This is a genomic window from Roseateles depolymerans (assembly GCF_003387155.1).
Classification (GTDB): domain Bacteria; phylum Pseudomonadota; class Gammaproteobacteria; order Burkholderiales; family Burkholderiaceae_C; genus Roseateles; species Roseateles depolymerans.
In genome coordinates, this window is the sequence record NZ_QUMT01000003.1 from 964507 (window position 1) to 984952 (window position 20446).

Consider the following 20446-nt stretch of genomic DNA (forward strand, 5'->3'; position numbering starts at 1 on the left):
GAGGCCCGCGAGAGGCCAATGCACATGCGGGAGGCGTCTGAGGAGGCGCCCGATAAGAATCAATCGAGACGCCCATGGACGCTCTGGAAAAAGAACGTTGGATTGCCCTGAGTCCGCTGCTGGATCAATTGCTGGACCGGGATGAGGAGGATCGCCAGCGCTGGCTGGCGCAATTGCGCGCGCACGATGCTGCGACGGCCGATGAGCTGGAGGCATTGCTGGCCAAGGACCAGGCGCTGCACGCCAAGGGCTTCATGGCACAGCCGGCAGCAGAGCAGATGGGCGGTGTGGTGACGCCTGTGGGGGAGTCCGTGGCGGAACTGGACCTCACCGGGGAATCGATTGGGCCGTATCAGCTGGAGCGCGAAGTCGGCCAGGGCGGCATGGGCGCGGTGTGGCTGGCGCGGAGAGCGGATGGTCGGTTCCAGGGTGAGGTGGCCATCAAGTTCCTGAAGGCCGGGCTCTTTGGCAAAGGCGACAACGGACGCTTTGCACGGGAAGGCCAGATCCTGGGGCGGCTGTCTCATCCGCACATTGCGCGACTGCTGGATGCCGGTGTGCATTCGGGGCACCAGCCTTATCTGGTGCTGGAATATGTGGACGGTCTGCCGATTGACCGCTATTGCCACGTGCACGGGCTGGACATCGAGGCGCGGATTCGACTCTTTCAGGATGTGCTGGCGGCGGTGGCGCATGCGCATCAGCGGCTGATCCTGCATCGGGACCTCAAGCCCAGCAACATTCTGGTGACGGCCGATGGACAGGTGAAGCTGTTGGACTTCGGCATTGCCAAGTTGATGGACGATGCCACGCAGCCCGCGGCGGCCACTGAATTGACGCAACTGGCGGGCAGTGCATTCACACCGCAATACGCGGCGCCGGAGCAGATCCAGCAAGGGGACGTGACCACGGCGACGGATGTGTATGCGCTGGGGGTGCTGCTCTACCAATTGCTCGGTGGACGGCATCCGACGGCGGACGACACGCAGACGCATCTGGACCGGCTCAAGGCGGTGGTGGAGCTGGTGCCCAAGCGGCTGTCCGAAGTGGCCGGTGGGCAACTGGACCCGGTGATTGCGCGCCAGGCCAAGCTGCTCAAGGGCGACCTGGACACCATCGTGGCCAAGGCGCTGAAGAAGTCTCCGGCGGAGCGGTATGCCAATGCGGAGCAGTTCTCTGCCGACCTGAATCACTGGCTGCAGCATGAGCCGATTACGGCGAGGCCGGATACGCGGTGGTATGTGCTGGGACGGTTCGTGCGGCGGCACCGGCTGGCGGTGGGGGCGAGCACGGCGGCCGTGTTGGCGCTGGTGGGGTTGACGACCTTCAGCGTGTTGCAAGCCCACCGGGCCGAGCAGGCGGAGCATCAGGCGCAGCAACGGCGGCAACAGGCGGATGACCTGTTGAGCTTCATGCTGGGGGAGTTCGCGGACAAGCTAAGGCCGATTGGACGGCTGGAGTTGCTGGACAGTGTGGGGACGAAGGCGCTGTCGTATTTGTCAGCGAATGAAGGACTGAGTCCGCAAGAGCGGTTGCAGCGGGCGAAGGCGTTGACGGTGCTTGGGGAAGTGCGAGTGGCAAAGCGGGATATGGAGGGCGCGCGCGAGCCTTTGATCGCGGCCCAAGCGCTATTGCAAGGACCGCCGCCAAGCAAGGAGATGGCAGGGGCTTGGTACAAAGCGCAGGGGGTAGCGGCGTTTTGGGAGGGGCATTCGTATTTCACAAAGCGCCAGTTTGAAAAGGCACAAGGTCCGCTGGAGCGATATGCAAGTTTTAGCAAGGCTTGGCTAGATGCCCAACCGGACAGTGAAGAAGCGTTGACAGAGTTGGCTTATGCAGAAAACAGCCTGGGTTCCCTTCGCCTCGAGAACACCGACTTTGATGGGGCGGTCCGCAGCTTCACGGCCTCCATTGCGATCAAGCGAAAGGTGATTGCCAACAGCACGCCAGAAAGAGCATTGGCACTTAAGGCTGAACTGGCTGACAGCATGAGTTGGCTTGGAACCACTTGGGCACGAAAAGGCAACGCGCACGAAGCGCTCCAAGCATTTATCAACGCAATTGCGTTGCTCGAGGAAGTAAGAAGTAGTCAACCAAAAAGCGGAATCTTGGCATATCAGTTGGCAGCGATGCATCGATCTGCCGCACAGACGGCCCTCAGGTTGAGTGAGCTGGAACTGGCCACACAGCATATAGACGAAGCCGTCCGACTGATGGATGCGCTGCATGCGCAAGACCCTTCAAACATGAACTGGCGCATCAATCTTTTGATAACTCGCTCACTGCAGCTTGAATACCGGCGAGACGTCGCTTCATCAGCAAACCGATTAGAGCCATGGGAAGCTATTGCAGCGGAATGGTTAGAGATTGAGAAGACGTCCAGAGCCAAGGCGTCTCCCGTGGCGATGTCAGAGCGTTACCAATCAGAACGAGGCTACGCAAAAGCGCTTGCCGCGGCGGGCCGATTTAATGAGTCTGCAGCGGTGTTCGAACGCATCCTGTCGGGCTTCAGCGACAAGCTCATTGTCCAGAAGGACTTTGTTCTTCTGCTGATTTACGTTGACACGTCTGTCGCGGCGTTGCAGCTTCTCCCTGAAGCCGAAGGATTCCGACTTAAACGACATCTGCTGTGCAGCCACTTGGCAGATGAAATTGCAAAGATGCCCCAATTCATTGGCGTTAATCCGACAATCACTAAGGGTTGGGATACTGCCCAATCATGCTTGGGAGTGAAGTCTCAAGCAGTGGGGAACCGATCTTCCTAATGACACATCCACGAGAGAGGAAAACCATGACATCAGAATTTTTTGTGCGTGCCACCCCAAGCGCAGACGGTAACTTTGCCGAGTGCACCTACTTCAATGACAAGGACGCTACCAGTCCGCACCCGAGCTCAACCTTCAATGTGCTGAAGACTGCTGGTCAATGCACCTTCACCGAGGCAAACGGTTCCGACCTGACACTCATCGGTGCGACTTTCAGCACGCTGGGCGGGACACCTGGCATGAACAGCGGGAACTTTTGTCCGGCCGACGGTAACCACTCAGTGCAGGTCAGCATGCCAACGAACTTCATCTGCACGAAGGGCGTCGTGCTGCTCTTTTCGAATCCCAATGTTGTGGATAACATCTATCCGAGTAGCGATCCACAAATCCTCAACGACAGCGTTCTGCCCCCAATGAACGGAGTGACTGGTTGAAAGACTAGAAAAGTCATCGCCTCAGCTCAACGGTCGGATCTCATTGCAAGATCGATGGACTCTGATGAATGAGATCCGCGCGACCGGTTTCACCGATTAAGGATTCAATAGACCCACCTATGACGCAAGAGACCTTACAACATCAATCGCCAGCCCACTTATCTGACCAAGAAGCAGAGGTCACCCAGCTGAGCTTGGAAGATCTTGAGGCCGTCTCGGGTGGTCCACAAATCACTAACGACGGCTTCCAGCCGTAGACCTGAAATCTTCAGTCTTTTCATTGCAGAATTGAGGAAGCAAAGTGAATCAAGACCTGCCTCTCAACCCTGAAATTCTCTCGGACTCGCTAGATTCCGAGCTGATTGATTTGTCATTGATTGAACTGGAGGCTGTTGCAGGCGGGCCGCAGCTGACCAATGACGGCATCATCTGAGCGGAGACCTGTATGCGCGAATACCAGGAACACGAGATTCAGGAATCCGAATCCCACCCTGCTCCCGATCCGACCCCGCGAGTGCTCTGCCTGGATGAGCTGACCGAAGTTGCTGGCGGCCCACAGATCACGAATGATGGCATCACGCCGCCGGCCTGAGTTTTCACCCACGCCACCTCGCCTGCCATCGATAGGATGCGAGTGTCCGGATGCACTGATGAGGTGGCTTTCGCATGATCAGATTGATTCGACAGGGAGACCTTATGAAGCAAGAGACCATACAACACGACTCGCCTGCCGCCGTTTCTGACCCAGATGCGGTAGTCGTCGAGCTGAGCCTGGAGGACATTGCGTCCGTCTCGGGAGGCCCGCAGATTACAAACGACAGCTTTCAGCCTCCGAGCTGAAAGCTTCGTGCCAAAGTTACCCCAAACTCGCAAGACAACTTCGATTGAGAACGTGAGTCAAATGAATCAACTACCCGAACACGACCAGGCAACACTGTCGCCACCGGCACCCGAATCAGCGATGGTTGAACTCTCTCCGGCTGATCTGTCCTCCGTTGCAGGCGGCCCGCAAATCGCGAACGATGGTCCAAACGCACCGGGCTGACGGCTCCGTTTGTTCGTTGCGGCCAAATGGTTCGCACGGGGAGCCGGTTGATCGCATCGGTAGGAACCCCGACTATCGAACCGATCGGGCAGATTGACGTTCGGAGGTTCGGGGACGCACACTCTCAAATCAACTTATAGGGAGCACGTATGACTATCGACGCGGTAGAACATCCTCTGCCAGAAACCATTTCCGATGAGGACACGGTCATCATCGAGCTGAGCTTGGAAGACATTGCGTCTATCGCTGGTGGCCCGCAGGTTACAAACGACGGGATCATGCCCCCCCTCCTAAGCGACTGAAGCGGGACGAAACTCCAACCGCTGGCCGGTCAACGACTGTCCGCATCACGGACCTGTTCGGTCTCGCGACCGGTTAGCCGCTCCAGCTGCGCAACATCCCCTTCCCAAGGGTCGCGTTTGTCGCGACCCTTTTCCGTTTAAATCCCCCCCAGCCCCGCCCTCCCCGCACAACCCAAGAGACCGCTGTTGAATCCCTTTGATTGGATGCGTGGCAGGCGAGCGCTGCCGATGTTTCATCAGTCCGAAGTCGCGGAATGCGGCCTGGCGTCGTTCGCCATGATCGCCGCCTATCACGGCCACAAGGTCGATCTCAACGGCCTTCGCCAGCGCTACGCCCTCTCCCTCAAAGGCGCCACCATGGCCGACATCGTCAAGATGGCCGACGGCCTGGACTTCGCCTGCCGCCCCTTGCGTCTGGAGCCCGAGCATCTCGACAAACTCCAGCTCCCTTGCATCCTGCACTGGGACATGAACCACTTCGTCGTGCTGCGCGAACTGCGCGGCGACGTCGCCATCATTCACGACCCCGCCCTTGGCATCCGCGAAATCTCCCCGCGCCAGATGTCCAAGAGCTTCAGCGGCGTCGCCCTGGAGCTCACGCCCACCAACCACTTCAAGCCCGTCGAAGTCCGCATCCGCGCCCGCATGCGGGACCTGTGGACCCGGGTGCGCGGCTGGCGTGGTCCGCTGCTGCAGACGCTGGTGCTCTCCATCATGCTGCAGCTGTTTGCAATGGCCGCCCCGGCCTTCCTGCAGCTGGCCATGGACGACGCGGTCTCCCGCATGGACCAGCACTTCCTCCTCATCCTGGCCATTGGCTTCGGTGTGATGTATGGGCTGCAGGCCCTCACCGAAGCCCTGCGCAGCTTCACCGTGCTGCAGCTCGGCCAGGCCATGAGCTTCCAGCTCACCGGCAATGTGCTGCGCCACCTGCTGCGCCTGCCCGCGGAGTTCTTCGAAAAACGCATCGTCGGCGACATCCTCTCCCGCATGGGCGCCATCCGGCCCATCCAGGAAGCGCTCACCCAGTCCGTGGTCACCGCCTCCATCGATGGCGTGATGACCCTCGCCACCGCCGCCCTGCTCCTCATCTACAGCCCCGCCCTGGGCGGCGTGGTGCTGGTCTCCATGTTGCTGTATGTCGTGGTGGTACTGAGCCTGTATCCGCTGCGGCGTCAGCGGGAGGAAGAACAGCTCATTGCCCAGGCTGAAGCACAGACCTACCTGATCGAATCCATCCGCGCCTCCAAGACCGTCAAGCTGTATGGCCGCGAGGCCCAGCGCGAGATGGTCTGGCGCAATCACTTCGCCAATGTCGTCAACGCCACGCTGGGCAGCGGCAAGGTGGAAGTCGGCACCACCTTCGCCCGCAGCCTGCTGTTCAATCTGCAATTGGTGGTCATCGTCTATCTCGGCGCGCAGCGCGTCATGACGAATGAACTCAGCGCCGGCATGCTGTTCGCCATCCTGCTCTATCGCAATCAATTCGGCGAACGTGCCGAGGCGCTGGTGCGGCAGATGGTCCAGTTCCGGTTGCTTCGTCTGCACATGGAACGTCTGGCCGACATCGTCACCACCCCGCGCGAAACCGGCCTGGACGCCGCTGCCTCCCTGCCCGAGCGCGACGTGCGCGGCGCATTGAGCCTGCGCAACGTCTCCTTCCGCTACGCGCAGAACGAGCCGATGCTGCTGCAGGACATCACGCTGGACATTGACCCGGGCGATTACGTCGCCATCGTCGGCAGCTCCGGCGGCGGCAAGACCACGCTGCTGAAACTGATGCTCAGCCTGCTGCCGCCCACCCAGGGCGAGATCCTGGTGGACGGCATGCCGATGCAGTCCTTCGGCATCCAGGCCTGGCGCCGCGCCATCGGCGTGGTGCAGCAGGACGACGGACTGCTGATGGGCACCATCGCCGACAACATCGCCTTCTTCGATCCGCAGCTGGACATGGCCCGCGTCGTGGAAAGCGCCCAGGCCGCCGCCGTGCATGACGAGATCCAGGCGATGCCCATGGGCTATCTCAGCATGGTGGGCGACATGGGCAGCACCCTCTCTGGCGGTCAGCGCCAGCGGGTGCTGCTGGCGCGCGCGCTGTATCGGCGGCCGTCGGTGCTATTCCTGGATGAGGGCACCGCCAACCTCGACCCGCAGGCCGAGCGACGCATTGCCGACCTGGTGCAGGACATGCCCATCACCCGCATCGTCGTGGCCCACCGGCCGGAGCTGGTGGACCGCGCCACGCGGGTGTTCGAGCTCAGCCGCGGGCGCTTGATCGAGCGGAAAGGGCCAGGGGTTCCGGCGGTGTCCTCGGAAGAGGAGACGAGGGCCGCGGACCCAGCCAAGCAGGCGCCAGATCACTCCGCCGGCGCCGGATCCAGAAATGCGTCGAGTGCTGGCTTGAATGCGGGCTCCGGCGACGACAGCTCCGCCGGCTCCAGCCCGCGCGCGTCGAGCGAGGCCGTCTGACATGAGCACCAAATCCCTGTTCCGAAAAGAGGCCATCGAGCATCGCGGTCAGCGGCTGCTGGGAGAGGTCCTCCTGCAAGTGCCGGCCGGTGCCCGCTGGGTGACCGCCACCGTGGTGCTGGTCTTCGTGCTGGTGGTGGGGTTCCTGTTCTTCGGCACCTATGCACGGCGGGAGACCGTCACCGGCTGGCTGCGTCCCGAAGGCGGCGTCATCCGCGTGGAGGCGCAGGTGGACGGCGTGGTGGAACAGCTCCAGGCGGTCGAGGGCGACCGCATCAATCGGGGCGCCCCCATCGCCACTCTGCGGCTGGATGGCGAGCTGGAACAGGGCCAGAGCCTGTCCACCCGCCTCATCGCCGGGCTGAATCGCGAGCGACAGCAGCTGGAGCAGCAGCGCGACGCCATCCGCGCCCGTTATCAGCAGCGCGAGGCGCGGCTGCAGGAGGAGATCCGCAGCCTGGAAGCGGAGCTCATCCAGTACCGGCGTCAGATCGAGAACCTGGACCGCCGCGCCGCCCTGGCGCAGCGGCAGGTGCAGGACCAGGCGGACCTGGCCCGACAGGGCTATCTCTCCCGTCGCGATGCCGACAAGCTGGAAGATGCGGTGCTGTCCATCACCGAAAGCCGCGAGTCGGTGCGGCAGGACATGCTGGCGCGAGACACCACCCTGCGCAACACCCGGCATGAGCTCAGCAGTGTCGGCACCGAGCGGGATGCCGCGCTGGCGGAAGTCGGCGAGAAGCTCGCGGCGCTGACGCAGCGGGACGCCGAGGCCGTGCGGCGCGGTCGCGTGCAACTGGTCGCGCCGATTGATGCCCGCGTCGGCAACGTGCGGGTGGAACCGGGGGCGTCGGTGCGGGCCGGCACCCTCGTGGCGGACCTGTTGCCGGTGCAGGGGCCGCTGCGGGTGGAGCTGTTTGCGCCCAGCCGCGCCATCGGTTTCGTGAAGGCGGGGGACGAGGTCCGCCTCCGGTTCGACGCCTTTCCGTATCAAAAATTCGGCATTGGCCGGGGGCGCGTGATCAGCGTGTCCCGCTCCGCGGTCGATCCGCGGGAGCTGCCGATGGGCCAGCAGGCCAGCGGCCCGGTGTACCGCGTGCTGGTCAGCCTGGACGAAGGCGCGCCCGGGCTGGAAGGCCGCGCCGATGCGCTGCGGGCCGGCATGACGCTGCAGGCGGACTTGGTGCTGGAGGAGCGGCGCATCGTGGAATACCTCTTCTCCCCGGTGCTGGGTCTGGCGAAGAACGGGTGACTTCATCATTCGCCCGCTCCCCGGCCGCGCACCGAGTCGGGTTTTGTCGCGCGGCGCAAAATGGCTTGTTCCTCACCCAAGCCTGAAGGATCCAGCCCCATGCGACAGCTCGGAGCCGTCATCAGCAGCGCCCTGCTCGCCGCGGTCCTGACCGCGGGCCTGAGCGGCTGCGCCACACCGATCAAGGACGAACGCCTGCGCCCCGGCGTCAGCACCGGCGCGGAGCTGCTGCAGTACTACGGCCAGCCCAGCCGGGTGTGGCCGGAAGCCGACGGCGGCCGCACCCTGGAGTACGCCACGCAGCCCTTCGGCCAGACCTGTTACATGGTCCGGCTGGATGCGCAGGACCGGTTTGTGAGCGCCGTCGATGCCCTGGCCCCGGCGCAGCGGGAGCAGGTCCAGCCCGGCATGACGCCGGAGCAGGTCACCCGCATGCTCGGCCGGGAGCGCAGCCGCGTGTTTTTCCGCAACAGTGGCGAGGACGTCTGGGACTGGAATGTGCCGCCGGACATGAACGGCTATCTGCTCCGCTTCAACGTCCACTTCAAGGACGGCGTGGTGCTGCGCACCAGCTACAGCGTCGTCTATCCGGACCGACGCTTCCTCTGGGACTGACGCCATCCCCTGCCGCAGGCCCGCAGCAAGGGCCTGGGCGCTGACGGCGGCCGCGCGCCGGCCGCTCTTGCGACGCTGAGCAGACACTGTGCGCCATCGCCAGCGCTGTGACGGATTGGTCGTCCATCCCCCACAGGCAGGAACTCAGCGTCGGTGCGGTTCACTACACTTCCCCCCTGAATCGAGGGGGAAGAGGGAACATGAGGAATCATTCGGCGGCACCGTCCACGCGGGCCTTGGCCATGGTCATTGACGGCGTGCTGTGGGCCATGGGCAGCGCAGTGCTGATGTGGGTCGTGTATGGGGACCCGGTCAGCCGCTGGGACGACATGCGGCCCGGCACGCTGGCCATCAACTGGCTCCTGCCGCTGGTGATGTGCGTGCTGTTCTGGGCTTGGCAAGGCGCCACGCCCGGCAAGCTGATCGCCGGTGTGAAGGTGGTGGATGCCCAGAGTGGCCGTCGCCCGACGCCGCTGCAGGCCCTCATCCGCTGGGTCGGCTACCTGGTGTCCGCGGTGCCGCTGTTCGCCGGCTTCTGGTGGGCCAAGCTGGATGCGGAAGGCCGCACCTGGCATGACCGCCTGTCCCGCACGGCGGTGGAACGCAGCCGCCCGCTGCCCGCCAGCGGCCGCGGCCTGCTGGCCGACTACATGGTCACCCACTGGCGCGGCGAGCAGAGCCTGGCGCAGAGCTTCTGGGTCAACAACATCCTGCTGGCCCTGCCGCTGATGGCCGCCCTGACGGGCGTCATGAGCTGGATCCAGATGAAGGGCGACGCGCTGCAGGCCGGCAGCATCGCCATGCTGATTGGCTGGCCGCTGATGCTGCTGCTGGACACCTGGTGCGTGGTGGGCTGCTGGCGCGCGGTGCGCGGGTATGTGGACTCCAATGGTTCGCTGCTGTGGGCGGCACTGGCCCGGCTGATCCTGTTCTTCAGCGCATTGCAGATCCTGGCGTCGCTGGTCATCGGCTTCATTCCTCAGGTGCCGGAGTTCTGGAAGATGGCCCGGGGCATCGACCCGATCGGCCAGGCCGAGATGAAGATCAGCACGGACGGGCATACGCTGCATTTCCAAGGCCCCATCGGCATGGGCGACGCCCGCCGCATGGGCAAGCTGCTGGAGACCGCGCCGAATGTGAAGTCCTTCGAGCTGGCTTCCCCCGGTGGCCGGCTGGCCGAAGCCGAGGACATGGTGGTGCTGATGCGCAAGCGCGGCGCCACCACCCGTGCGGTCGGGGACTGCCAGAGCGCCTGCACGCTGCTGTTCCTGGCCGGCAACCAGCGCCAGCTGATGCCGGGAGCGCAGCTCGGGTTCCACCGGGCATCCACCGGCACCTACAACCCGGCCTTTGAAGAGATCGCCAATCAGCATCTGGCCGAAACCTATCGCAAGATGGAACTGCCGGAGGACTACATCCAGCGCACGCTCAAGACGCCGTCTCGCAGCATGTGGTACCCCAGCCCGGACGACCTGGTGCGTCACCAGCTGATCCAGGAGCCGCCCAAGACGATGGACGTGGCCCTGCCCGACGGTCCTAAGCCGGGCGAGCCGGCCCCGCTGTCGGAATATGTGGCAGCGTTCAAGTCCAACCCGGTGTGGTTCCACCTGGATGAGCGTTTCCCCGGCACCCTGAACCGTGCGGCCACGCAGATGCGGAATGCGCGGCTGGCACTGGCGGGCACTGAGCAGGAAATGGATGGGGCGCAGATGGCAGCGCAGATGGCCATTGCACCGGAGGTGCGGCAACTGCTGATCTCCGGATCGGCGGAATCGCGGCGTCGGTATCTGCAGGTGGTACGCGGTCAGTTGCGGGCGATGCAGTCGCTGGGCGCGGACACCTGCCAGGCGTGGCTGGCGGGTTCACCGGCCACTCGCCGACTGATGCCGCAGGAAGTGATGGCCTGGGAGACCAGCTGGCTCTCCAATGCAGCTCAGGAAGATCCACCGTCGCGCACCCGTGCGGGGGAAGCGTCCCGGCTGGAGCTGGAAGTGGTGTACCGCACGCTGGGCGCGCAGGCGCCGGGGCTGCTGTCGCGGCTCTGGTCCGATGACACCAGCGGCGACACCACGGGCGTGGTGACCTGTGAGCGGGCCGCGCAGTTGCTGGACCAGATTCAGCGCTTGAAGGTCGCGCCGCGGGAGCTGGCGGAGCGGGTGGTGTTCCAGACGCGATGAGCGACGGTGGGAAGCGCTGGGTCGCGTCAGTGTGGCTCGCCGGGGGCGGATAGACCGCTCTCCGGCGGCAAGCCGGCCGCTTCCCGCGCCCGCATGCGGGCATGCACATAGGCACCCTGCGGGATGTGCAGCAGATCGGCAATGCGCCACATCACATGGCGCTCATGGTCCGACAGCCGGCCGTCGGCATAAGCGACGTCCCACATCAACTCGATCATCCGCAGCTTGCGGGGCATGTCCCAGGCGTCGATCCGGGAGGTGAAGGCGAAGAGGTCGGTGGCGTGGCGTGCGGTGCCTTCAGCCAGCTCCGCCAGACGATCCGCCTCGTCCGGCGTCAGCACGAATTTCTCGACCAGGGCCCGGCGCACGGCGGTCCGCTCGGCGACCGCGAGCCCGTCATCGGCCCGCATCACCTCCACCAGCAACACCGCAGCCGCGAGCTGTACCGCGTGCTGTTCGCCGCCTCCCTGCATACCGGCCACGGACTCGGGCGACATCAGGCTGTCGAAGAGGTCTTTGAGGGTTTTCAGCATGGGGGAATGGTGACACAAGGCGCATGACCGGGTCTGCCGGGCAGGATTTGGGCCTTTGTCAAAGGGAGCGCGTTGATCAGGTCAGGCGGCATCACATCCAGCAGCGCGCCTACTGTCTATTTCTCAAGCAGGACACGGTAGTAGTCGGCAACGTTGTTCTCCGGCCCCTCCATGATGCGGTTGCGCGCACGTGCCCAAGGCCAAAAGTTCACCCCGGACTTGGTTTGAATCCCGGGGAACCGCTCTCCGTCCATGGTGACGATGCCCCAGGTGCCGCCGTGATTCTTGCGGTAGACCTCACCGATGTAGCTCCCAAAGGCTTTGGCAAACGACATCACCTGGGCTTCTGTCGGACGCGGACTCATCTTGAGAAACGATTCATGCATCAGTGAGAGTGCTTCCTCGACCTTGGCGATGCTTGCATCGGACCCATCAAGCGTCATGTTGAACTGCTTCTTCGACAAATCGATGCAGTCTTGAGCGTATGCCTCGGCCATTTTTTGGACGTTGGCATCGGGAGAGAAGGTGTTTTTGGGGTTTGCCAATGCAGATTCACTGAGAGAAAGTAACGACATGAAGAGGGTGACGAGGAAAACGCGCATAGATGAGCCTCATGTTCAAGCCGGCTGTCCGCGAAGTCACGCGGTGCATGTCCGCCAAAGGCATGATGCCACTGCCGCCTGGATCGCCCAAACGACACCCGCCTGCCCGGCGAACAGCTCGGAGGAGATCACCAGCGAAGCCGCATCCAGGCTCCTGCATGTCTCTCGGACTCATCTGAACGCACTTGCAGACGCTGGCGTGCTGGGCCCGGTCCGACGGACAGAGGGTGGCCATCGGCGCCTGGTGAAAGCAGAGGTCATGCGCCACCTGAAAGAGGCCCAAGACCGGCAGTTAAAGGGGGTCCAAGACATGATGTCGGCCTCCGATGAATTGGGGCTGTACGAAGACGAGGCAAAAGCACTAAGACCCAAGCGCTTCAGACGTCCTTGACCCCATGCCGCTACTCGCAACGCCTGGCATCTTGAGGACCCACCACTGCAAGAAGTTGGCCTGCGCGCTGGCCCAAACCGGACACGTCAGTGCTTGTTGAATGCATACAAAAAAAGCCGCGCGGCCCAAAGGCTCACGCGGCTTCGCTGAGAGAGCGTTGCTGAAAATCAGCGCACGCGCCCTTCCTTCCAGGCGCTGATCAGCTTGTCATAAGCGATGGTCTCGCCCTTGGGCTTCTCGTTGGCCAGCTTGGCCCACGGTGCGCCCTTGTCGGACAGCCACTTCTTCGCGTCTTCCTTCTTGTTGAGCTTGGGCGCGCACTTGGCCATGCCGGCGCGCTCCAGGCGGGCCATCACCGCATCCATTTCGTCGGCCAGGTTGTCCATCGCGGCTTGCGGCGTCTTCTCGCCGGTCACCGCCTGGGCCACGTTCTTCCACCACAGCTGCGCCAGCTTCGGATAGTCCGGCACGTTGTTGCCCGTCGGCGTCCACGCCACCCGCGCCGGGCTGCGATAGAACTCGATCAGGCCGCCGTACTTCGCTGCATTCTTGGTGAAGTAGTCGCTGCGGATGTCGCTGTCGCGGATGAAGGTCAGGCCCTGGATGCTCTTCTTCAGGCTCACCGTCTTGGCCGTCACGAACTGCGCATACAGCCACGCCGCCGCCGTGCGGTTGGGATCGTGGTTGGCAAAGAAGGTCCAGCTGCCCACGTCCTGGTAGCCGTTCTGCATGCCGGGCTTCCAGTACGGGCCGTTGGGGCCAGGCGCCATGCGCCACTTCGGCGTGCCGTCCGCATTGACCACCGGCAGGCCGGGCTTGGTCATGTCGGCAGTGAAGGCGGTGTACCAGAAGATCTGCTGCGCAATCTGGCCCTGGGCCGGCACCGGGCCGGATTCACCGAAGGTCATGCCGGTGGCTTCCTTCGGCGCGTACTTCTTCATCCAGTCCACATACTTGGTCAGCGCGTACACCGCTGCCGGCGAATTGGTCGCGCCGCCCCGGGAGACCGACGCGCCCACCGGCGTGCACTTGTCGTCCGCCACGCGGATGCCCCATTCGTCCACCGGCATGCCGTTGGGAATGCCCTTGTCCGCAGCGCCGGCCATCGACAGCCAGGCGTCGGTGAAACGCCAGCCCAGCGACGGGTCCTTCTTGCCGTAGTCCATGTGGCCGTAGATGGGCTTGCCGTCGATGGTCTTCACGTCATTGGTGAAGAACTCGGCGATGTCCTCATAGGCGCTCCAGTTCAGCGGCACGCCCAGGTCGTAGCCATACTTGGCCTTGAACTTGTCCTGCAGGTCCTTGCGGGCGAACAGGTCGGCGCGGAACCAGTACAGGTTGGCGAATTGCTGGTCAGGCAGTTGATAGAGCTTGCCGTCCGGCGCCGTGGTGAAGCTGGTGCCGATGAAGTCCTTCAGGTCCAGGTCCGGATTGGTGAACTCCTTGCCCGCACCGGCCATGTAGTCGGTGAGGTTCATGATCTTGCCGTAGCGGTAGTGGGTCCCGATCAGGTCGGAGTCGGAGATCCAGCCGTCATAGATGCTCTTGCCCGATTGCATCGAGGTCTGCAGCTTCTCGACCACATCGCCTTCCTGGATGATGTCGTGCTTGACCGTGATGCCGGTGATCTCGGTGAAGGCCTTGGCCAGCACCTTGCTCTCGTATTCATGGGTGGTGATGGTCTCGGACACCACCGAGATTTCCTTCACGCCCTTGGCCTGCAGTTTCTTGGCCGCCTCGATGAACCACTTCATCTCGGCCAGCTGCTTGTCCTTGGCCAGGGTGGACGGCTGGAACTCGCTGTCCACCCACTTCTTGGCTTCCGCCTCACCGGCCCAGGCGCTGTGGACCCCCAGGGCCAGCAGGGCGGCCAGGGTCAGCGCGGAATACTTGCTCTTGTTCACGCTTGTCTCCTTCTTCTCATTGAGCATCCCCCGATGAGGACGGATTGGCGGTTCCGGGGGAGATGGAACCGAATCCCGATACAACAACAACTTCCCGACGTGCAGCGCCCCATCAGCCCTTGCGGAGAATGAGCGCCAGCACCAACATCGACAGCACGAAACTGATCCACACGCTGGGCTCGGCCTCCAGCTGGAACCAGCCCATCATCTTCTCGCCCAGGCCCACGAAGGCCAGGTTGATGTAGGCGGCCATCAAGAGCCCGATGAAGAGCCGGTCCCCGCGCGTGGTGCGCAGCGGCAGCCAGCCCTTGCGCAAGGTGGTCGGCGACTTGATCTCCCAGATCGTCATGCCCACCAGCATCAGCACCACGCAGCCGAAGAACACGGCCACGGGCAGGGTCCACACCATCCAGTCAAACATCTCTCATCCCTTCCTCACACCCGGCCCATGGCGAAGCCCTTGGCGATGTAGTGCCGCACGAACCAGATCACGATGGCGCCCGGCACGATAGTGAGCGTGCCGGCGGCCGCCAGCGTCGCCCAGTCCATGCCGGAGGCGCTGACGGTGCGGGTCATGGTGGCCACGATGGGCTTGGCATCCACGCTCGTGAGCGTACGGGCCAGCAGCAGTTCCACCCACGAGAACATGAAGCAGAAAAAGGCGGCGACACCGACGCCCGCCTTGATCAGCGGCAGGAAGATGGTCAGGAAGAAGCGGGGGAAGCTGTAGCCGTCGATGTAGGCGGTCTCGTCGATCTCGCGCGGAATGCCGCTCATGAAGCCTTCCAGAATCCACACCGCCAGCGGCACGTTGAACAGCAGGTGCGCCAGGGCCACGGCCAGGTGCGTGTCCATCAGCCCCAGCGTCGTGTAGAGCTGGAAGAAGGGCAGCAGGAAGACGGCGGGGGGCGTCATGCGGTTGGTCAGCAGCCAGAAGAACACATGCTTGTCGCCCAGGAAGCTGAAGCGGCTGAAGGCATAAGCCGCCGGCAACGCCACGCTGATCGAGATCACCGTGTTGATGGCGACATAGATCATGCTGTTGATGTAGCCGCTGTACCAGGACGGATCGGTGAAGATGGTCCGGTAGCTGGCCAGCGTGAATTCACGCGGCCAGAGGCTGAAGCTGGACAGAATCTCTTCATTGGTGCGGAAGCTCATGTTGACCATCCAGTAGATGGGCAACAGCGCAAACAGCAGATAGAGAATGAGGAAGAGGCTTCTCTTCTTGAACCGGCGCTCATCCATGGGCGGCCTCCGATTGCTGCGACTGCCCCAGCGACTGCATCCAGTTGTAGAGGATGAAGCACAGCAGCAGGATGATGAGGAAATAGATCAGCGAGAACGCCGCCGCCGGGCCCAGGTCGAACTGGCCGACCGCCTTCTGCGTCAGGTACTGGCTGAGGAAGGTGGTGGCATTGCCGGGGCCGCCGCCGGTCAGCACAAAAGGCTCGGTGTAGATCATGAAGCTGTCCATGAAGCGCAGCAGCACCGCGATCATCAGCACGCCCCGCATCTTGGGCAGCTGGATGAAGCGGAACACCGCCAGCTTGCTGGCCCCGTCGATGCGCGCGGCCTGGTAGTAGGCATCGGGAATCGAGCGCAGCCCGGCAAAGCACAGCAGTGCCACCAGCGGGGTCCAGTGCCAGACGTCCATCACCAGCACGGTGATCCACGCATCGGTCGCATTGCCGGTGTAGCTGTAGTCCACGCCCAGGGCCCTCAGGCCCGCCCCCAGCAGGCCGATGTCGGCGCGGCCGTAGATCTGCCAGATGGTGCCCACCACGTTCCAGGGGATCAGCAGGGACAGGGCCACCAGCACCAGCACCAGCGAAGCCTTCCAGCCCTGCGCCGGCATCGACAGCGCCAGCGCGATGCCCAGTGGAATCTCCACCAGCAGCACCGCCAGCGAGAACCCCAGCTGGCGCAGCAGCGCGCCATGCAGTTCTTCATCGCGCATCACCGCGACAAACCATTCGGTGCCGACAAACACGCGGCGCTCCGGCGAGATGATGTCCTGCACCGAATAGTTCACCACCGTCATCAAAGGCAGGATGGCCGAGAAGGCCACGCAGATGATGACCGGCAGCACCAGGAACCAGGCTTTCTGATTGACCGGTTTCATGCGGAGGTCTCCTTGAGCACGGACGCGGGCGACGGCATCAGCTGCTCGTCCGCGCCGTAGAAGCAGGTGTGGGCATTCATGACCTGCAACCCGATGGGGTCACCCACGGCCGGCGGCTGCGCCTGCGCGGGCAGACGGGCCTTGACGACATGCTCTCCGAGCGAGGCCGTCAGCAGCCAGTAGGTGCCCAGGTCCTGCACCTGGGTGACGGTCGCGTCCAGCACGCCTTCCGCGCCCGGCTCGGCCAGCGACAGGTATTCCGGACGCACGCCCAGCGTGAATTCGCGCAGGGCGGTCAGTCCTTCGGGCGCCAGGCCCTGCGGCAGCCGCACCGACTGGCCGGCCACGTCCAGCACCCCTTCCGGGTGGAAGCGGCCCGGCAGGAAGTTCATGCCGGGAGAGCCGATGAAGTGGCCGACAAACCGGTGCTGCGGCCGCTCGAACAGCGCCGCGGCATTGCCGACCTGCACCGCCCGTCCGCGGGTCATCACCACGATCTGGTCGGCGAAGGTCAAGGCCTCCACCTGGTCGTGGGTGACGTAGATCAGCGTGAGCTTGAGCTCATGGTGGATCTGCTTGAGCTTGCGGCGCAGTTGCCATTTCAGATGCGGGTCGATGACGGTCAGCGGTTCATCGAACAGCACCGCCGACACGTCCTCCCGCACCAGCCCGCGGCCCAGCGAAATCTTCTGCTTGGCATCGGCCGACAGCCCTGCAGCGCGCTGGTTGAGCTGACCGCTGAGCTCCAGCATCTCCGCAATGCGACCGACACGCGCGCGGATCTTGTCCGGGGCGACGCCGCGGTTGCGCAGCGGGAAGGCCAGGTTGTCCGCCACCGTCATCGTGTCGTAGATGACGGGGAACTGGAACACCTGCGCGATGTTGCGGGCCTGCGGCGACAGGTCGGTGACGTTCTTGCCGTCAAAGCTCACCGTCCCCTGCGACGGCTTGAGCAGCCCGGAGACGATGTTGAGCAAGGTGGTCTTGCCGCAGCCCGACGGCCCCAGCAGCGCATAGGCGCCGCCGTCCTCAAAGCTCATGCGCAGCGGCAGCAGCGCGTAGTCGTCGTCGCTGCGCGGGTCGGCGCGATAGGCGTGCGCCAGATCCAGGTCGATGCGAGCCATCAGCGGCCTCCCCGTCGCTCGGGCGCGCGCGTCAGCAGCCCGGCAGCGTCAAACACGTGGACCTGCGAGGCCTGCAGGTAGAGCGTCAGCGGCGTGCCCAGGTCAAAGTCGTGCACCCCGGTGAGCTGGGCCACCAGGTCGCCGACTTCGCTGCGCACATGCACGAAGGTGTCGCTGCCGGAAATCTCCGCCAGTTCCACCTGGCCCTTGAGCGCGATGTCCCCCGGCTGCGCCTGCACCCGCAGGGCATTGGCGCGCACGCCCACGGTGACGGCGCCCTGGCCGGGCAGCATCAGGTCCAGGCCCGGCAGCAACTGCAGCCGGTCGCCCAGGCCCTGGGCCAGCAGCAGGTTCATCGGCGGGTCGCTGAAAGCCCGCGCCACCCGCAGCGAGGCGGGACGGTGGAAGACCTCCGCGGTCGGTCCGTATTGCAGCAGCTCGCCCGCATCCATCACCGCGGTGTAGCCCCCCAGCATCAGCGCTTCGGCCGGCTCGGTGGTGGCGTAGATCACGGTGGAATCGCCGGCTGCGAACAGCTGGGTCAGTTCATCCCGCAGTTCCTCGCGCAGCTTGTAGTCCAGGTTCACCAGCGGCTCGTCCAGCAGCATCAGGGGCGCCTGCTTGGCCAGCGCCCGTGCCAGGGCCACCCGCTGCTGCTGACCACCGGAGAGCTGCGCGGGCAGCTTGTCCAGGTGCATCTCGATGTGCAGCTTGCGGGCCAGTTGCTCGACCCGGTCATGCACGCCCGCACGGTCCAGCTTGCCGCGCAGCTTCAGCGGCGAGGCAATGTTGTCCCGCACCGTCATCGACGGATAGTTGATGAACTGCTGGTAGACCATGGCGACATCGCGCTGGCGCACCGGCCAGCCGGTGACGTCGGTGCCGTCCACCTCGATGCGGCCTTCGGTGGGACGGTCCAGGCCGGCCATCAGGCGCATCAGCGTGGTCTTGCCGGCCTGCGTGGCGCCCAGCAGCACGGTGACCGCGCCCGGGACCGGACGCAGGTCCAGCGGATAGAGGAATGGCTGAGCCCCGACACGGTGGCTGATACCGTGCAGACTCAGCTCCATGACCTGTCTCTTTGCATGTTGTTGTTGTCAGGGGGGGTGGGAAGGGCCTGCTGGCGGAACCAGTCCTGCACGGCGGCGCGCTGTGCGTCGCTGTAGTGCAGGCCCAGCTTGGAGCGCCGCCACAGGACATCGTCGGCCGACTGCGCCCATTCTTCGCGGACCAGATAGAGCAGTTCGGCTTCGTGCAGGCCCGGGGCGATTTCCGGACCGAGATCGCTGAGGTTTTCCGCGCCGCCCAGCACGCGGCCGATGCGGCCGCCGTAGGCACGGGCCAGTCGATGCGCCAGCGCCGGCGGCAGCCAGGCATGGCGCTGGCCCAGGGCGGTGAGCAGGCGCTGGAAGTCGGTGTCCGGGCGCTTGGGGGCGCCGATCCACTCGCGCAGATCGCCGCCCGGCAGGTAGGCCGATTCGGTCCAGGCGGCGCGGCGGTCGCCGAGCATGCCGCCCACCATGTCGGCCGCGTCTTCGGCCAGCTTGCGGAAGGTGGTGATCTTGCCGCCCCACACGCTCAGCAGCGGCGCACCGCCGTCCGAATGCGGCTCCAGCAGATAGTCGCGGGTGACGGCGGAAGGATCGCCGGAGGCATCGTCCAGCAGCGGCCGCACGCCGGCATAGGTCCACACCACGTCGGCCAGGGTGAGCGGCTTGGCAAAGTAGCGGCTGGCCTGTTCGCACAGATAGGCCACTTCCTTTTCCTCGATCTGCGCCTTGCCAAAGCCCGCCAGCGCATCGGCCGGCAACTCCACGTCGGTCGTGCCGATCAGGGTGAAGTCGTTCTCGTACGGGATGGCGAAGATGATGCGCTTGTCCGGGTTCTGAAAGATGTAGGCATGGTCATGCTCATAGGCCCGGCGCACCACGATGTGGCTGCCCTTGACCAGCCGCAGGCTCTTGGTGGCCAGGGCTTCGGTCTTGGCCGACTGGGCATGCTCACGCAGGAAGCTCTCGGCCCACGGGCCCGCCGCATTGACCAGCGCCCGCGCACGAACGGTGAACTCGCCCTGCGGACCGCGCAGCGTGGCCAGCCAGTGGTCCGCCTGCCGACGGGCGGCGACCACCGTCGTGCGGGTGTGCAGGCTGGCGCCCTTGTCCCGCGCGTCCAGCGCGTTGAGCAGCACCAGGCGGGCGTCATCCACCCAGCCATCCGAATAGACGAAACCGCGGGTGTACTGCGCCTTGAGCGGCGCCCCCAGCGGCGACTGGCGCAGGTTCACGCCAGTGGAGCCGGGCAGCACTTCGCGCCGGGCCAGATGGTCGTAGAGGAACAGGCCGATGCGGATCATCCAGGCCGGTCGCATGGCCGCGTCATGCGGCATGACAAAGCGCAGGGGCCACATGATGTGCGGCGCGCTGCGCAGCAGCGTCTCGCGCTCCTGCAGCGCCTTGCGCACCAGAGAGAACTCGTAGTACTCGAGGTAGCGCAGGCCGCCGTGGATCAGCTTGGTGGACGAGGACGAGGTGTGGGCGGCGAAGTCGGAGGCTTCGGCCAGCACCACCGACCAGCCGCGCCCGGCCAGGTCCCGGGCGATGCCGGCGCCATTGATCCCTCCGCCCACCACCAGCACGTCGCAGGACGCGGGCGGGGCGGAGCCTTCGAATGCAGCAGCGGGGCTTGCGGTCACGGCGTCTCCTGGCGCA

General features: G+C 64.4%; 19 protein-coding genes. 10 read left to right on the forward strand and 9 right to left on the reverse strand.

Annotation, left to right across the window (positions count from 1 at the left end; translation table 11 throughout):
* Positions 1-74 precede the first annotated feature (74 nt).
* From DES44_RS18100 to DES44_RS18125, 9 genes are all read left to right on the forward strand, one after another.
* Positions 75-2765, forward strand: coding sequence for a serine/threonine protein kinase (locus tag DES44_RS18100; RefSeq protein WP_058933408.1), 2691 nt, complete (start codon positions 75-77; stop codon positions 2763-2765).
* Positions 2766-2791: 26 nt separating this feature from the next.
* Positions 2792-3199 (forward strand): hypothetical protein, encoded by a 408-nt coding sequence (locus tag DES44_RS24740; RefSeq protein ID WP_147307133.1) that lies wholly within the window; start codon positions 2792-2794, stop codon positions 3197-3199.
* A gap of 301 nt (positions 3200-3500) precedes the next feature.
* Complete coding sequence (locus DES44_RS25840) at positions 3501-3632, forward strand: hypothetical protein (protein ID WP_257720726.1); 132 nt, start codon at positions 3501-3503, stop codon at positions 3630-3632.
* Between the two features lie 12 nt (positions 3633-3644).
* On the forward strand, positions 3645-3791 hold the full coding sequence (locus tag DES44_RS25130; protein WP_157592927.1) for a hypothetical protein: 147 nt from the start codon (positions 3645-3647) through the stop codon (positions 3789-3791).
* 602 nt (positions 3792-4393) lie between these two features.
* The gene (locus DES44_RS25135; RefSeq protein ID WP_157592926.1) at positions 4394-4546 is read left to right on the forward strand and encodes a hypothetical protein; all 153 of its coding nucleotides are present in this window, start codon (positions 4394-4396) and stop codon (positions 4544-4546) included.
* 228 nt (positions 4547-4774) lie between these two features.
* Positions 4775-7015, forward strand: a complete 2241-nt coding sequence (locus tag DES44_RS18110) for a peptidase domain-containing ABC transporter (RefSeq protein ID WP_198164877.1) — start codon at positions 4775-4777, stop codon at positions 7013-7015.
* Position 7016: 1 nt separating this feature from the next.
* Positions 7017-8267: an HlyD family secretion protein gene (locus tag DES44_RS18115; RefSeq protein ID WP_058933406.1), complete on the forward strand. Its 1251-nt coding sequence runs from the start codon at positions 7017-7019 to the stop codon at positions 8265-8267.
* Between the two features lie 99 nt (positions 8268-8366).
* Positions 8367-8882 (forward strand): hypothetical protein, encoded by a 516-nt coding sequence (locus DES44_RS18120; protein ID WP_058933405.1) that lies wholly within the window; start codon positions 8367-8369, stop codon positions 8880-8882.
* 200 nt (positions 8883-9082) lie between these two features.
* A complete protein-coding gene (locus DES44_RS18125) occupies positions 9083-11059 on the forward strand; it encodes an RDD family protein (protein WP_083525228.1) in 1977 nt (658 codons plus the stop codon).
* A gap of 26 nt (positions 11060-11085) precedes the next feature.
* Here the strand turns inward: DES44_RS18125 and DES44_RS18130 are convergent, their stop codons facing one another.
* Positions 11086-11592 (reverse strand): tellurite resistance TerB family protein, encoded by a 507-nt coding sequence (locus DES44_RS18130; RefSeq protein ID WP_058933403.1) that lies wholly within the window; start codon positions 11590-11592, stop codon positions 11086-11088.
* A gap of 116 nt (positions 11593-11708) precedes the next feature.
* Entirely contained in the window at positions 11709-12194 is a 486-nt protein-coding gene (locus tag DES44_RS18135) for a hypothetical protein (protein ID WP_147307134.1), read from the reverse strand.
* Between DES44_RS18135 and DES44_RS26075 the strand changes: the two genes are divergently transcribed.
* Positions 12166-12585 carry a MerR family transcriptional regulator gene (locus DES44_RS26075; RefSeq protein ID WP_375137538.1) on the forward strand — a complete coding sequence of 140 codons (420 nt, stop codon included), beginning with the start codon at positions 12166-12168 and terminating at the stop codon, positions 12583-12585. The two genes, DES44_RS18135 and DES44_RS26075, sit on opposite strands and share 29 nt — an antisense overlap.
* A gap of 167 nt (positions 12586-12752) precedes the next feature.
* On the opposite strand, the gene DES44_RS18140 is transcribed toward DES44_RS26075, so the two are convergent.
* The 7 genes from DES44_RS18140 to glpD all read right to left on the reverse strand — a co-directional run bounded on the left by DES44_RS18140 (position 12753) and on the right by glpD (position 20430).
* Positions 12753-14465: an ABC transporter substrate-binding protein gene (locus DES44_RS18140; RefSeq protein ID WP_198164956.1), complete on the reverse strand. Its 1713-nt coding sequence runs from the start codon at positions 14463-14465 to the stop codon at positions 12753-12755.
* A 136-nt stretch (positions 14466-14601) separates the two neighbouring features.
* The gene (locus DES44_RS18145; protein WP_058933400.1) at positions 14602-14910 is read right to left on the reverse strand and encodes a DUF2160 domain-containing protein; all 309 of its coding nucleotides are present in this window, start codon (positions 14908-14910) and stop codon (positions 14602-14604) included.
* A 14-nt stretch (positions 14911-14924) separates the two neighbouring features.
* The gene (locus DES44_RS18150) at positions 14925-15737 is read right to left on the reverse strand and encodes a carbohydrate ABC transporter permease (RefSeq protein WP_058933399.1); all 813 of its coding nucleotides are present in this window, start codon (positions 15735-15737) and stop codon (positions 14925-14927) included.
* A complete protein-coding gene (locus DES44_RS18155; RefSeq protein ID WP_058933398.1) occupies positions 15730-16614 on the reverse strand; it encodes a carbohydrate ABC transporter permease in 885 nt (294 codons plus the stop codon). Before DES44_RS18155 ends, DES44_RS18150 begins: the two co-directional genes overlap by 8 nt.
* Positions 16611-17738, reverse strand: a complete 1128-nt coding sequence (locus tag DES44_RS18160) for an ABC transporter ATP-binding protein (RefSeq protein ID WP_058933397.1) — start codon at positions 17736-17738, stop codon at positions 16611-16613. Before DES44_RS18160 ends, DES44_RS18155 begins: the two co-directional genes overlap by 4 nt.
* Positions 17738-18808 carry an ABC transporter ATP-binding protein gene (locus DES44_RS18165; protein ID WP_058933396.1) on the reverse strand — a complete coding sequence of 357 codons (1071 nt, stop codon included), beginning with the start codon at positions 18806-18808 and terminating at the stop codon, positions 17738-17740. The genes DES44_RS18160 and DES44_RS18165 overlap by 1 nt, the downstream gene beginning before the upstream one ends.
* Complete coding sequence (glpD, locus tag DES44_RS18170) at positions 18799-20430, reverse strand: glycerol-3-phosphate dehydrogenase (RefSeq protein WP_058933395.1); 1632 nt, start codon at positions 20428-20430, stop codon at positions 18799-18801. The genes DES44_RS18165 and glpD overlap by 10 nt, the downstream gene beginning before the upstream one ends.
* Positions 20431-20446 lie beyond the last annotated feature (16 nt).

Excerpts from the sequence above, each read along its gene's own strand:
- DES44_RS18100 (WP_058933408.1), top strand. The coding sequence starts at position 75 with ATGGACGCTCTGGAAAAAGAACGTTGGATTGCCCTGAGTCCGCTGCTG.
- DES44_RS24740 (WP_147307133.1), top strand. The coding sequence starts at position 2,792 with ATGACATCAGAATTTTTTGTGCGTGCCACCCCAAGCGCAGACGGTAAC.
- DES44_RS25130 (WP_157592927.1), top strand. The coding sequence starts at position 3,645 with ATGCGCGAATACCAGGAACACGAGATTCAGGAATCCGAATCCCACCCT.
- DES44_RS25135 (WP_157592926.1), top strand. The coding sequence starts at position 4,394 with ATGACTATCGACGCGGTAGAACATCCTCTGCCAGAAACCATTTCCGAT.
- DES44_RS18110 (WP_198164877.1), top strand. The coding sequence starts at position 4,775 with ATGTTTCATCAGTCCGAAGTCGCGGAATGCGGCCTGGCGTCGTTCGCC.
- DES44_RS18115 (WP_058933406.1), top strand. The coding sequence starts at position 7,017 with ATGAGCACCAAATCCCTGTTCCGAAAAGAGGCCATCGAGCATCGCGGT.
- DES44_RS18120 (WP_058933405.1), top strand. The coding sequence starts at position 8,367 with ATGCGACAGCTCGGAGCCGTCATCAGCAGCGCCCTGCTCGCCGCGGTC.
- DES44_RS18125 (WP_083525228.1), top strand. The coding sequence starts at position 9,083 with ATGAGGAATCATTCGGCGGCACCGTCCACGCGGGCCTTGGCCATGGTC.
- DES44_RS18130 (WP_058933403.1), bottom strand. The coding sequence starts at position 11,592 with ATGCTGAAAACCCTCAAAGACCTCTTCGACAGCCTGATGTCGCCCGAG.
- DES44_RS26075 (WP_375137538.1), top strand. The coding sequence starts at position 12,166 with ATGAAGAGGGTGACGAGGAAAACGCGCATAGATGAGCCTCATGTTCAA.
- DES44_RS18135 (WP_147307134.1), bottom strand. The coding sequence starts at position 12,194 with ATGCGCGTTTTCCTCGTCACCCTCTTCATGTCGTTACTTTCTCTCAGT.
- DES44_RS18145 (WP_058933400.1), bottom strand. The coding sequence starts at position 14,910 with ATGTTTGACTGGATGGTGTGGACCCTGCCCGTGGCCGTGTTCTTCGGC.
- DES44_RS18150 (WP_058933399.1), bottom strand. The coding sequence starts at position 15,737 with ATGGATGAGCGCCGGTTCAAGAAGAGAAGCCTCTTCCTCATTCTCTAT.
- DES44_RS18155 (WP_058933398.1), bottom strand. The coding sequence starts at position 16,614 with ATGAAACCGGTCAATCAGAAAGCCTGGTTCCTGGTGCTGCCGGTCATC.
- DES44_RS18160 (WP_058933397.1), bottom strand. The coding sequence starts at position 17,738 with ATGGCTCGCATCGACCTGGATCTGGCGCACGCCTATCGCGCCGACCCG.
- DES44_RS18165 (WP_058933396.1), bottom strand. The coding sequence starts at position 18,808 with ATGGAGCTGAGTCTGCACGGTATCAGCCACCGTGTCGGGGCTCAGCCA.